At 63.8% G+C, this 12,425-nt stretch carries 9 protein-coding genes and 1 riboswitch; of the genes, 4 read left to right on the forward strand and 5 right to left on the reverse strand.

Features of this window, described 5'->3' with window-relative positions:
• Positions 1–60: 60 nt before the first annotated feature.
• Complete coding sequence (locus JNC62_RS05465; protein ID WP_374836714.1) at positions 61–630, forward strand: CarD family transcriptional regulator; 570 nt, start codon at positions 61–63, stop codon at positions 628–630.
• A 460-nt stretch (positions 631–1,090) separates the two neighbouring features.
• Positions 1,091–1,960: an RNA polymerase factor sigma-32 gene (locus JNC62_RS05470; RefSeq protein WP_374836716.1), complete on the forward strand. Its 870-nt coding sequence runs from the start codon at positions 1,091–1,093 to the stop codon at positions 1,958–1,960.
• A gap of 188 nt (positions 1,961–2,148) precedes the next feature.
• Here the strand turns inward: JNC62_RS05470 and JNC62_RS05475 are convergent, their stop codons facing one another.
• From JNC62_RS05475 to thiB, 5 genes are all read right to left on the reverse strand, one after another.
• Positions 2,149–4,224 (reverse strand): mechanosensitive ion channel family protein, encoded by a 2,076-nt coding sequence (locus JNC62_RS05475; protein WP_374836718.1) that lies wholly within the window; start codon positions 4,222–4,224, stop codon positions 2,149–2,151.
• 143 nt (positions 4,225–4,367) lie between these two features.
• Positions 4,368–5,873, reverse strand: coding sequence for a M48 family metalloprotease (locus JNC62_RS05480; protein WP_374836720.1), 1,506 nt, complete (start codon positions 5,871–5,873; stop codon positions 4,368–4,370).
• Between the two features lie 285 nt (positions 5,874–6,158).
• Positions 6,159–6,899: a thiamine ABC transporter ATP-binding protein gene (gene thiQ / locus JNC62_RS05485; RefSeq protein WP_374836722.1), complete on the reverse strand. Its 741-nt coding sequence runs from the start codon at positions 6,897–6,899 to the stop codon at positions 6,159–6,161.
• Positions 6,892–8,502 (reverse strand): thiamine/thiamine pyrophosphate ABC transporter permease, encoded by a 1,611-nt coding sequence (gene thiP / locus JNC62_RS05490; RefSeq protein WP_374836723.1) that lies wholly within the window; start codon positions 8,500–8,502, stop codon positions 6,892–6,894. The genes thiQ and thiP overlap by 8 nt, the downstream gene beginning before the upstream one ends.
• A 97-nt stretch (positions 8,503–8,599) precedes the next feature.
• A complete protein-coding gene (gene thiB, locus JNC62_RS05495; RefSeq protein ID WP_374836725.1) occupies positions 8,600–9,604 on the reverse strand; it encodes a thiamine ABC transporter substrate binding subunit in 1,005 nt (334 codons plus the stop codon).
• A 37-nt stretch (positions 9,605–9,641) separates the two neighbouring features.
• A riboswitch (TPP riboswitch) is annotated at positions 9,642–9,756 on the reverse strand.
• Positions 9,757–9,860: 104 nt separating this feature from the next.
• On the opposite strand from thiB, the gene JNC62_RS05500 reads away from it, so the two are divergent.
• The gene (locus JNC62_RS05500) at positions 9,861–10,520 is read left to right on the forward strand and encodes a thiamine diphosphokinase (RefSeq protein ID WP_374836727.1); all 660 of its coding nucleotides are present in this window, start codon (positions 9,861–9,863) and stop codon (positions 10,518–10,520) included.
• Between the two features lie 2 nt (positions 10,521–10,522).
• Entirely contained in the window at positions 10,523–12,349 is a 1,827-nt protein-coding gene (locus JNC62_RS05505) for an ABC-F family ATP-binding cassette domain-containing protein (protein WP_374836729.1), read from the forward strand.
• Positions 12,350–12,425 lie beyond the last annotated feature (76 nt).

The raw sequence follows: 12,425 nt of genomic DNA on the forward strand, positions 1-12,425 counted from the left end.
CGGGCCTCTTGACCCGGCCCCGGCCTGCGCCGGGAGCGTAACAGGGAGTATTTGAACAGAATGACGACCCAGCAGAAGAAATCTTCCACGCGCCAGGGCTTCAAGACCGGTGAATCGATCGTCTATCCGGCACATGGTGTCGGCCAGATCGTCGCGATCGAGGAGCAGGAAGTCGCCGGCATGAAGCTTGAGCTTTTTGTCATCGACTTCGAGAAAGACAAGATGCGCCTGAAGGTTCCGGTCGCCAAGGCCGTGTCCATCGGCATGCGCAAGCTGTCCGAAACCGATTTCGTCGACCGCGCGTTGAAGGTTGTTCAGGGTAAGGCTCGCGTGAAGCGCACCATGTGGTCTCGCCGCGCGCAGGAATACGATGCCAAGATCAATTCCGGCGACCTGATCTCGATTGCCGAGGTGGTTCGCGATCTCTATCGCGCCGAGAACCAGCCGGAGCAGTCCTATTCCGAGCGCCAGCTCTACGAGGCCGCTCTGGATCGGATGGCCCGCGAGATCGCTGCCGTCAACAAGATGTCCGAGACCGAAGCGGTGCGTCTCGTGGAGGTCAACCTCAACAAGGGGCCGAAGCGTGGAAAGGTCGTCGAGGAAGACGACGCACAGGACGAGGCTGCCTGAGACAACCCCTCCATTGGAAATTTCGACCCGGCTGGCTCTCCCAGCCGGGTTTTTCGTTTTTGCAGTGGGCGATCGATGCAATGGCAGGTTGAGTTCCTCACGCCCGCTCGACGCCGGCAGGTTGATTCGGACGGTCGTGGCGGCGTCGGTCGGTGGAATCTCCGCACCTGCGAGAGAAGTCGAAAGAGCAAAGAAAGCAACTCGCTTGCTGTGGCGGTCGGTTCTTCCGCGCGCCCTTTTTGGCCAATGCCCAAAAATAGCCACTCGCCCGCTGAGGACGAGCAGTATAGCATGATCGCGTTGGCGGCCGGTTTGGCAGGGCCGTCAGCCAAAGGCTTCGGCCTTCGCAGCCGCATCGTCGCCGGCTGGAGCGAAGGCCTCGCAGACGCATGCGTTGTCAGGTGAATACCATGGCGATGTTGGCCATGGATCCTTTCAATCCCGACTGAGGGAGATGCCAATGGCTACCGATTCCGCAGCAGACCGTCGCATGATCAAGATCGCCATGTCCGCGCCCTATCTGGAGCGGCAGGAGGAGCAGGCGCTGGCCTTTGCCTGGCGCAACAACCATGATCAGGAGGCGCGCAACCGCATCGCCATGGCCCATATGCGGCTCGTGATCGCGCTTGCCTCGCGCTTTCGCAATTTCGGCCTGCCGTTCAACGATCTGCTGCAGGAAGGCTATATCGGTCTGCTGGAGGCCGCTGCCCGCTTTGAGCCTGAGCGTGAGGTGCGTTTTTCCACCTATGCCATCTGGTGGATCCGCGCCTCGATTCAGGATTACGTGCTTCGCAACTGGTCGATCGTGCGCGGCGGCACCAGTTCGGCGCAGAAGGCGCTCTTTTTCAACTTGCGCCGCCTGCGCGCACGCATTGCCAGGGGCGATAGCCAACTGACCTCCGAGAGCGTCTACCTGCAGATCGCAAATGCGTTGAAAGTCAGCACTGCGGACGTCCGCAACATGGATGCGCGGCTTGCCGCCGCCGACGTGTCCCTGCAGGCGCCGGTCGCGGGTGGAGGGGAGACGGGCACGAGCCACATCGATCTGCTCGCCAGCGAGGCACCGTTGCCGGACGAAGAGGTCACGGAGATGATCGACGGCGAGCGCCGGCGGGAATGGTTGCGCCGGGCGCTAACGCGGCTCAATGAGCGGGAAATGAAGATCATTCGCGCCAGGCGCCTGACCGACAGCAGCTCCACCCTGGAGGAGCTCGGTGCCGATCTCGGAATCTCGAAGGAACGGGTGCGCCAGCTGGAGAACCGGGCCCTGGAAAAGCTGCGGGCCGCACTTTGCGAGGCGACACCGGCTTTTGCGGACCTCGGCACCTGAGCCCAGGTAACCACGCAGCAAGCAACAGGGCGGCCGAGCCGACCGGTGTTCTGCACTGCTGTGACCCTCGGCAGAAAGTCCGGCGTGATGGCCGCCGCGTCGGACACTGAAGACTGATGCCGCAATCTCTCCCCGAGACCAACCTGACCTGCCGCTGAACCGTGTTCAGCGGTTTTGGCCGGCTGGTCTCACGTTCGCGCCTCGCCTCCCGCCGCAGCCTGTTGAGCGGCCAGATCCGCCTGCCGCTTGTACATCGCAGCCGCGGCGGCTCCCTCCTTTTCCCCCTCTCCGCCCACCTGGAACGTCGGCTGGGCGAACGAGATATCGTTTTCCGCAAAAGCTTGAGTAATCATCGTATAGGCGCGCCGCCTGATCGCCGCCTGCTCGCCCGTCGGCCGCGCCGTGAAGCCGAAGCTGATCTCGATGCCGAACTCGCCGATCTGCTCCACGCCCTTCATCTTCAGCGTCTTGATGATGTGCGGCGCAAGTTCCGGATCCTCGAGCAGTTGCTTGCCGATATCCTTCGCGATCTTGCCGACCTTGGCGATGTCGGTCTTGAACGGCACGCGGATGCGGAACTTGTCGACCGTCCAGTCGCGGCTGCCGTTTCGGATCGCTCCGAGTGAGCCGAAGGGGACGGTGAACACCGCACCGCGGTGATGGCGCAACCGGATCGAACGCAAGCTGAAGGATTCCACGACGCCATTGTAGCTGCCGCTCTCGATCCACTCTCCGACACGGAAGGCATCGTCCATCAGATAGAAGATGCCGCTGACGATGTCCTTGACGAGTGTCTGCGAGCCGAAGCCGATCGCAACGCCGAAGATGCCGGCACCGGCGATCAACGGGCCGATCTGAACGCCCATTTCGGCGAGAATGGTCATTACGGCAACGCAAAGGACGACAACCGCCAGCCCATTGCGAAAGATCGGCAGAAGGGTCCGCATGCGCGCACGACGCGCCTGCTCGTCCGGTGTGAAGGCAGCTTCGCCTTCCACAGGCGTCAGCTTACGGTCAATCGCCGTCTTGGCCAGTTGCCAGGCGAGATCGGCGAGCAGGAGGATGATAACGCTCTTGAACAGGCCGGTGACGATCGTCTGAAGAAGCGGGCTCTCCTTTGCGATTACGTTGGGGTTATAGTTCCAAATGAGGGCTATCCAGCCGACTGCGATCAGAATGACGATTGCGCGAACACCCCTGACGAGCAGGACCATGCGTGGCGTGGCGATGTTCTCCTCGTTCCAGCGCGTCAGCGCGAACGCCCTCGTCAGCCGATCGGTCGCCGCAAGGACTTTTGGAAGGGCGATCGCGTAAATGCCGAGCCAGAACAGGCCCGGGAAATTCAGGCACCAAAGCCCCCAGAGGCCCACCAGATAGAGGCTAGCAAGGATGTTGGTTGCACGGGTCGGCGGATTGCCGCTGCGGTCGAGCGGTCGATGCCAGACGGTTTCGATGCACACGGCCAGAAGCAGGATCGAAAAGACGTAGGTGATGATGGCGCGAACATCGGGATCGACGCCGAGGGGCCGGCACATCGCCCAGATGGCAATGGCAAATGCCAGAATAGCTCCGAAGATCCGCAGGCGGGTGTAGTGAAACTGCGAGGTGCCGCCGACATCCATCGACAGCCGGCACAATGCGAGCACAAGTCGATAGCCGATCATCGCCAGCAGGGAGTACAGGATCACGACGCGAACGAGCGGCGGCCACTCCAATGCCAGGAACATCAGCGCGGCAACGGCCGTAAAGGCGAGTAGGGGGCCGAACTCGGCATAGGCGCGGGTCAAAATCGCGCTTTCGAATTTCGTCTTTTGCACCCTTTTGCGGAACAGCCATTCGGCACCAGCGCCGACACCGACGATGCCAAGCAGGAGGATGAATGCCGGCGCAAAGCCGCTTTCACTTGCCTGCTGGCGTACCCGACCGGAAGCCGCGGCAATCTCGGACGGAACCTTCGGGATTGCCGCCCCCAACGCCTTAAACCGGCTGCGAGCCCTGGCCTCTATGTCTTCGACCTCCAGCGTTGCTTCCCTGGAGGCTTCGCTCGCAGTGGCCGCTGCGGAGGAGCGACTCTGGATCCATTTTCGGATGTCCGGATCGTCCAGCAGCTTCATGAGCTCGGCAAGTTTTTCCGGCGGCGGACCTGCCTGGCCCGCCTGGGCAGGGCTGGCCGGCGTCGTCTGGGCTGTCGCGGACGGAGCAACGGTCAGCCCGAGCAGAAGAGCGAAAAGGCTACAGGACAGAAAGGCAAGAAACCTGGACATCGTACCCCACGCGCGTTTGCGGAACCCGGGATGCCATTTCAGTCTGTCGTCGAATTCAAATACCAGTATATAACTAGCACTTACGCAGATGCGCTGAAAGGTGGCGCATCTGGAGCCTGCCACCGAGCACTCGATGCGTGCTGCTATTCGCTGATGACCTTGAGCTTGTCGCCCGGCTTGATCGTACTGGTTGGGGCCAAGGCGTTGATCAGACGGAAAAGGCCGAGCTTGCGATCGGTTCCCATCATCTGGCCGGCGAGCGAGGCGACGGTGTCCCCGGGCCGCGCGGTGACCACGCGGACCCTAAGCGGCTTCAGCGATGCAACCTCCTGCGGCGTCAGCCGTCGAAACGAGCTTTTCAGGACGTTCGCGGTTGTTTCTAAGGCCGGCGAGCCTTGTGGAACGGCCGTCAGGAAGCGGTAGATCCGATTGCCGATCCGCACGACGGTGACGTCGAATTCCCAGCGGTCAGCGGCTGCCCGCGCCGTTGCGGCTTCGAGTCCGTTGATGGTGGTCGGACGGATCGTGTCCGTCTTCAGGCCGGTAACCCAGCCGCTGGAGATGTAGTTGACGAGGCTCTGGCGCTGGTTGTCAGCGACGCCGTCGAAGCGGATCGCAATGTCACCCGGGCCGGTCGCAAGGACGGCATCCGCCTTGTTGTCGATCTGGAACCCGGCGGGCACCTCGTAGCGGATGCCGAGCGTGCCATGCAGGAACGTCTGGCCGCGGACGTAACCCTCCTCGGGGCTGTCGCCATAGAGCAGACCGTCGATGCCGGCGAGGTAGTAGTCGCGACCGCGATCGCCAACCGTTCCTTCCGGGCCGAAGGCACGGGCGTGGCGGCGGGCAAGCTCGACCCGCTGCGGTGCGTTGGGATGGCTGGACAGGAAGTCCAGGCTCTGGTCAGCTTCCGGATCCACGGACGTGTATTGACCGTAGGCGGCCATGGAATCAAGGAACCGTGCCGCCGCATACGGGTCGTAGCCTGCCTCTGCGAGCATGCGCACGCCGATCACGTCCGCTTGCAGTTCCTGATTGCGCGAAAAGGCGGCAAGCCGCAGCTTGCCGCGGGCCAGCGCCTGCTTGCCCGCAAGATTGCTCGACAACACTTCGGCGACAACGCGGCTGGCGATGACTTCCGCCTCTTCCTTCTTCTGTCGCTCGATGCCGTGGTTCGCCGTCACATGGGCCATCTCGTGCGACAGGACGGCTGCCACTTCCGAGGCATCGTTGGCGAGCGCCAGAAGGCCGCGCGTGACATAGAGATAACCGCCCGGCAACGCAAAGGCATTGATCGCCGGCGAATTGAGAATGGTGATCCGGTAGGACTGGCTCGGATTCTCCGAAACCGCCGTTAGCGCTCCTGCAATGCGGGCGACGAGACGCTCGGTCCTGGCGTCCTTGTACTCTCCGCCGTAGCTGGCAACGATCCGCGGGTGCTCGCGCGCGCCCATTGCCGCGCGCGGATCGTTCTTCTGGACCTCGTCGACAATCTGCGGGCTGGACGACGGCGCGACGGTCGGCTCATAGGCCTGGTCGAGCGCCTGGCACGATGCGACAAGGCCCGCGACCGCGAGGGCAAGCACGATGCGCGCAACGGCGGCTCCGCGTCCCCTGCCCAATCCCGGATGCCGACCTTTGCCCAGCATTCGCCCCATGCCCCTTCGCAACCTAACGACCTGTTCGGAAATCACCCCGGGCGTCGCCATTCGGGACCGTATCCGATTCGAAGACGAAGAACTCTCGCTTGTTCGGATTGTTGTCACGGTGTTCCGAAGTATCGTGCCGATACCCGCCGGTCCCGTAAGGACCCTTCGCCGAGAGATAGATGCACCGCCCCTTGCCGACAACTCCCGATTCCAGAATCGGTTCTCAATGTGGCTCCGGTGACACAGCCTAGCGTCCAAAGTATGGCAAGCCTCCGGCCGAGAGCTTTATCCATCAAAGCCCAGGAAGCCGGCCAGCGCCGGCAACTGCCGTTCCGCAAGAAAAGCCTCCAGCGGCGCCATCAGTACGATTGCTCCGTTGTCGATGAACATGGCCCGATCGGCGAGACGCGGCAAATCTTCGACCTGATGGGTGATGAACAGCAACGTGCTTTGCGTCTCGATGCGAAGTTCCGACAGCAGCGCTGCCATCTCGGCGCGCATGGCCGGGTCCAGTGCTGCGAAGGGTTCGTCGAGGAGCAGGATCGGACGGTTTCTCACCAGCGCTCGCGCTAGGGCGACCCTCTGCCGCTCTCCGCCCGAAAGCTGCGCCGGCATGCGGTGCCCGTAGCCGGCCAGCCCCACGCGTGTGAGGGCGATCTCGACCCGCTCCCGTTCGGCCGGGCGCAGGCGAAGCGACGGGTCGATCCCGAGGCCGACGTTCTGCGCCACCGTCAGGTGGACGAAGAGATTGTTCTCCTGGAACACCACGGAAACCGGCCGCGCTGCCGGCTCCCGTCCAGCCATGTCCTTTCCAAAGATCTCGACGGTGCCGGAGCGGATCGGCTGGAAGCCGGCGATGACATTGAACAGCGTCGATTTGCCGGCGCCGGATGGACCGGTGACGGCGACGCTTGCTCCCGTGGGGATGGCGCAATCGAAGACAAGGCGCTTTTGCTCGAACTGTACGGTGGCAGATGCGAGCCGGATCGCGGTAGCCTCTGCGCCGTGATGGGAGGGATCACGCATTCTCTTCCCTTTGATTCTTGTCCGCTGCGGTGGAGGGCAGCGTCAGCAGCAGGCAGAGCACGCCCAGAAGCAGGGCGATGCCAGCCGCATCCTCCGTACGATAGCTTCCCATTCGGCTGAACAGCAGCCAGGGCAAGGTGACAAAGCCGTCGGCGCCGAAGATCGCGACAGCGCTCAGATCGCCGAGCGACAGAGCCATGGCAAAGGCAAAGGCGGTCATCAGCGGCCGCTTCAGCGCCGGCAGATCGACCCATCGGATCCGATGCCAGCCCGTGACGCCGAGACTGACCGAAAGCCGTCCGGTTCGCGCCAGATGCGTCCGGTATGCCGGTCCCAGCACGCGGACCACGAAGGGCAAGGCCATCAGGGCGTTGACGACGACAACGACACAGGGGGCAAAGCGCCCGGTCGCGCCGAAGTGGCGCAGCATCAGAAACCAGCCGGTGGCAACCACGACGGGCGGAACGAGCAGGATGAGCGAACTCGTCGCTTGCAACCCGACGCCCAGATAGCGCGTGCCTCTTGCCCCTGGTCCGACAAGTTGCGGCGTCGCGACGGTGGGCAGCGCGATTGCGAGCGACAGTGCGGCCGAGGCAACCGATATGGCCAGGCTGGTGAGCAGCGCCCGGTGCAGAGCCGGATCGGTTGCCAGGCGGGCGAGATCGGCGGAAAGACCCGAGTAGACCACCGCCAGGAGCGGTGTGATCGTGAACAGGGCAAAGACGGCAATCACAATGCCGTCGGCAATTCTCCTCCGTTTGCTGTCGAACCGCCGGACGGCGCGGCCCGTCGTCGGCGCGTCCTCGGTCGGTGTTCCGAGCATTCGCATCAGCGCCAGCAGCGCCCCGGTGATGGTGATCTGCAGGGCGGACAGCATGACGGCGCGCGGTGGGTCGAAATCGAAGCGCAGGGCCTGGTAGATCGCCACTTCGATCGTCGTTGCGGCCGGCCCGCCGCCGAGCGTGAGGACGATCGTGAAGCTGGTCGCGCAGAGCATCAGGATGAGACCGGCGATCCCCGGCAGGAGCCCGCGGATCACCGGCCATTCGATCAGGCGGAAAGCGGCGGCCGGCCGCATGCCGAGATTGGCGGAGGTCAGCCAGTATTCCGCGGGAATGCGCTCGAGCCCGGCCAGCAGCAGGCGCGTCGCAAGCGGCAGGTTGAAGAAGACATGCGCGACGAGGATGCCGGCCAGGCCATAGATGCTCACGGGATTGTCGAGCCCGAGCAGTCTCAGCGTGTCGTTGACGACACCCTTTCGGCCCCAGACCTCGATGATGCCGAGAACGGCCACCAGTGCCGGCAAGCCGAGCGGGAGGGCGGAAAGCCGGACGATCCAGATCCGAGCTGCAAAGGTCCGTTGCCGCGCCAGTGCGCTCGCCACCGGAATGGCAAGGCCCACCGACAGCGCGGTTGACAGGCCGGCCTGGAGCAGCGTGAACCGGGCGATGCGGACGAGGTAGCTGTCGAACAGCGTGCCGGACGTGCCGCCTTCGGCGCTGAGCAGCAGCACGGCGGTCGAAACGCCGGCAAACAACAGGATGAAGCCGAGGACGGCGCCCCCGGCCCAGGTAATCGCTGCTCTTTCGCTGCTGGTGTACATGCCGTGCTCCCAGGCAACAGGCTCGCCGTTCATGCCGGGAAGACGCGACGGTGCCACATCACCCGCGCCGGCGGGTTTGCCGGCAGAGGTCAGACCCTCACTTGGCGCTCATCGCCGCCAGCCATTCGTCGATCCAGGCCTTGCGGTTCGCCGCAACCTCGTCGGCAGGAAAGAGGAAGGTGTGCTCGGGCTTCACCAGCTTGCCGAAGGCGTCCGGAAGCGGCGCGCGGGTCGCGCCAACCGGCATCATCCAGTTGGTTTCGGGAATGATCGACTGGAAATCCGGGCCGGTCATGAAGCTGAGGAATTTGCGGGCGAGTTCGGGATCGTGGGCGGCCTTCGTCATCCCTGCGACCTCGATCTGCACATAGTGGCCCTCGGCAAAGGGGGCCGCCTGGTAGCGCTCGGAGTTCTCCGCCACCATGTGGTAGGCCGGCGAGGTGGTGTAGGACAGGACCATTGGCGCTTCGCCCTTGGTAAAGAGCCCATAGGCCTCGGACCAGCCGGGAGTGACGGTCAGGACGCGATCCTTCAACTTTGTCCAGGCCTCGCCCGCCTTGTCGCCATAGACGGCCTTGACCCAGAGCAGCAGGCCGAGGCCGGGCGTCGACGTGCGGGGATCCTCGATCACGATCTTTTCCTTCGGATCGCCCTCGATCAGTTCCTTCAGGCTTTTCGGCGGATTCTGCAGGGCCTCGGTATCATAGACAACGGCAAAGTGGCCGTAGTCGTAAGGCAGAAAAGTGTCGTCTTCGAAATTGCCCGGTACGGTCAGGCCTACGGGAGAAAGCTGGTGGGGCGCAAACAGCCCCGTCGCCTTGGCTTCTGCCACGAGGTTCGTGTCGAGGCCGAGAATGAGATCCGCCTTGGTGCCCTCGCCCTCCAGCTTCAACCGGGTCAGCAGTTCGACGCCGTCGGCGACGCCGACCCATTCCACCTTGCAGTCGCAGGTCTTTTCAAACTCGGCCGCGACCTTGGCGCCGGGTCCCCATTCGGTGATGAAGCTCTCGTAGGTGTAGATAGTCAGCGTCTTGTCCGCCGCGAGCGCGGGAGAAGCGAAAGCTGCAAGAAGCAGGAAAGATGGAAGAAGTCCTATGCGCATCGGCGCCTCCTTTAGTTCCAATGACGGGAATAGGGCGCTGAATGTGCCGTCTAATCCCTCCGCCGGTACAAACCGGATCAGGTTCCGCGGGTTGGCAAACGCCTCTCAGCCTCCGGTCATCTCGTAACCATGCGGCACCCCGTTAGAGCAGAAAGAGCATTAGTCCGGCGGGGCCGCTTATGCAAGCGGCTGAGCGCCGCCGTACTCGTGCAAAGACGTTTCCATTCCCGCTGAACATGCGCTAGACGGTGTGCCCATGACGAACGCCGCCGATCAACTCTTTGTCCTCCTTCTCGGAGGAACCCTTGAACCGACCCCCCGCTTCAAGGCGGCCATTCACGGTGCCCGTTTCATCGCCGCCGACGGGGGCATGCGCCATGCGACGATGCTGGGCATCACGCCCGAGACCTGGGTCGGCGATTTCGATTCCGCCTCGCCGGATGACCTTGAGGCCTGGAGCCATGTCCCGCGCGAGCCCTATCCGACCGCCAAGAATGCGACCGACGGCGAGATCGCCGTTTCGGCCGCGCTTGAACGCGGGGCGCAAAGAATGATCCTTGCCGGGGCGCTTGGCGGCGAACGCAGCGATCACGCCCTCATGCACCTGCTTCACGCGGCGGCATTGAGAGCGGAAGGCCGCGACATCATGCTGACCTCCGGATCGGAGGAAGCCTGGCCGCTGCGTCCGGGCCGCACGACGATCGAGCTGCCGGAAAACAGCCTCTTTTCGATTCTCGGCCTGACCGCGCTGTCGGGCCTTTCGATCGAGAACGTGCGCTACCCCCTGAATGTGTTCGACCTGCCCTTCGGCTCGTCGCGCACGGTTTCCAACGTGGCACTCGGCCCCGTCACCCTCACCCTTGATGCCGGGCTGGCCGTGCTGCTCGCCCGGCCCTACGATCTTTCAGGAGCCTGAGTTTGGCACCGCCTATTCTGAAACTTGACGACATGTTCCTGAGCTTCGGCGGAACGCCGCTTCTCGCCGGCGCGAACCTGCAGGTGGAGCCGGGCGACCGCATTTGCCTTGTCGGCCGCAATGGCTCGGGCAAGTCGACGCTTCTGAAAATCGCCGCCGGGATCGTCGAGCCGCAGTCCGGCGAGGTCTTCCGCCATCCATCCGCGACGATCCGCTACCTCGAACAGGCCCCGGATTTCCAAGGGTTCGCGACGGTTGCGGCCTATGCCGAGGCCGGGCTCGGCCCTGGCGACGATCCCTATCGCGTCACCTATCTGTTGTCGCACCTGGGTCTGACCGGGGAGGAGGACCCGAAGACGCTTTCGGGCGGAGAGGCACGCCGGGCGGCGCTGGCGCGTGTGCTTGCACCGGAACCGGACATCCTGCTTCTCGACGAGCCGACCAACCATCTCGACCTGCCGACGATCGAATGGCTGGAGGACGAACTGACAAAAAGCCGGTCGGCGCTGGTCGTCATTTCGCACGACCGCCGCTTCCTCGAAAAGGTCTCCAATGCCACGGTCTGGCTCGACCGCGGCACGTCACGCCGCCTCGATCGCGGCTTCGGCCATTTCGAGGCCTGGCGCGACCAGGTCCTGGAAGCCGAGGAGATGGAGCAGCACAAGCTCGGCAAGGCGATCGAGCGCGAGGAGCACTGGTTGCGCTACGGCGTGACGGCACGGCGCAAGCGCAACATGCGCCGGCTCGGCGAGTTGCAGGACATGCGTGCCCGCCATCGCGGCCACAAGGGGCCGCAGGGCACGGTCCAGGCGACGGCGTCCGATGCACAGGAATCCGGGAGGCTGGTGATCGAGGCCGACAAGGTCACCAAAAGCTACGGCGAGCGCGTGATCGTTGCGCCGTTTTCCATCCGCGTCCACCGTGGCGATTGCATCGGCCTCGTCGGGCCGAACGGCGCCGGCAAGACGACGCTGCTGAAAATCCTGACCGGTCAGATCGCGCCCGATAGCGGCACCGTCCGGCTCGGCACGAACCTTGAGATCGCCACGCTCGACCAGCGCCGGGAGGAACTGAACCCGGACGACACGCTGGCGCATTATCTCACCGATGGCCGTGGCGAGACCCTGATCGTCAACGGCGAGCAGCGCCACGTGACCGGCTACATGAAGGAATTCCTGTTCCAGCCGGAGCAGGCCCGCACCCCGATCCGCAACCTTTCGGGCGGCGAGAGGGCGCGGCTGATGCTGGCGCGCATCCTGTCGCGCCCGACCAACCTACTGATCCTCGACGAGCCGACCAACGATCTCGACATCGAGACGCTGGATCTTCTGCAGGAAATCGTCGCCGGTTTCTCCGGCACGGTCATCCTTGTCAGCCACGACCGTGATTTCCTCGACCGCACGGTTAGCTCGACGATTGCACCGGCCGATCCTGAAACGCCGGACGGCCGCTGGATCGAATATGCCGGCGGCTATTCCGACATGATGGCGCAACGCCGGGGCGCGGTGGAGGAGCGTCGCAAGGCGGAAAAGGCCGAAAAGGCGAAAGGCGACAACGCGTCGCCGGAGAAGTCCGGCGACAAGGGCAGGGGGAAGCTGTCCTACAAGCAGAAGTTCGCGCTGGAGAACCTGCCGAAGGACATGGAGAAGGTGGCGGCGGAAATCGCCCGGCGCGAGGAGAAGATGGCCGATCCGGCGCTGTTTACGAAGGATCCTGCGGGCTTCAATCGCCTCGCTGCCGAGATGGAAAAGCTGCGTGCGGACCTCACTCGAATGGAAGAGGAGTGGCTCGAACTGGAAATGCTCCGTGAGGAACTGGAGGGGTTGTGACCCCCGGTTCCTTGGGCTGTTCCTTGGACCGGCTGCGTGCCGTAGTGGATGTCACAATGCGCGGTCCCGGAAACGG

Origin of the sequence: Mycoplana ramosa (assembly GCF_041930185.1) — a bacterium.
Classification (GTDB): Bacteria; Pseudomonadota; Alphaproteobacteria; order Rhizobiales; family Rhizobiaceae; genus Mycoplana; species Mycoplana ramosa.

Excerpts from the sequence above, each read along its gene's own strand:
- JNC62_RS05465 (WP_374836714.1), top strand. The coding sequence starts at position 61 with ATGACGACCCAGCAGAAGAAATCTTCCACGCGCCAGGGCTTCAAGACC.
- JNC62_RS05470 (WP_374836716.1), top strand. The coding sequence starts at position 1,091 with ATGGCTACCGATTCCGCAGCAGACCGTCGCATGATCAAGATCGCCATG.
- JNC62_RS05475 (WP_374836718.1), bottom strand. The coding sequence starts at position 4,224 with ATGTCCAGGTTTCTTGCCTTTCTGTCCTGTAGCCTTTTCGCTCTTCTG.
- JNC62_RS05480 (WP_374836720.1), bottom strand. The coding sequence starts at position 5,873 with ATGCTGGGCAAAGGTCGGCATCCGGGATTGGGCAGGGGACGCGGAGCC.
- thiQ (WP_374836722.1), bottom strand. The coding sequence starts at position 6,899 with ATGCGTGATCCCTCCCATCACGGCGCAGAGGCTACCGCGATCCGGCTC.
- thiP (WP_374836723.1), bottom strand. The coding sequence starts at position 8,502 with ATGTACACCAGCAGCGAAAGAGCAGCGATTACCTGGGCCGGGGGCGCC.
- thiB (WP_374836725.1), bottom strand. The coding sequence starts at position 9,604 with ATGCGCATAGGACTTCTTCCATCTTTCCTGCTTCTTGCAGCTTTCGCT.
- JNC62_RS05500 (WP_374836727.1), top strand. The coding sequence starts at position 9,861 with ATGACGAACGCCGCCGATCAACTCTTTGTCCTCCTTCTCGGAGGAACC.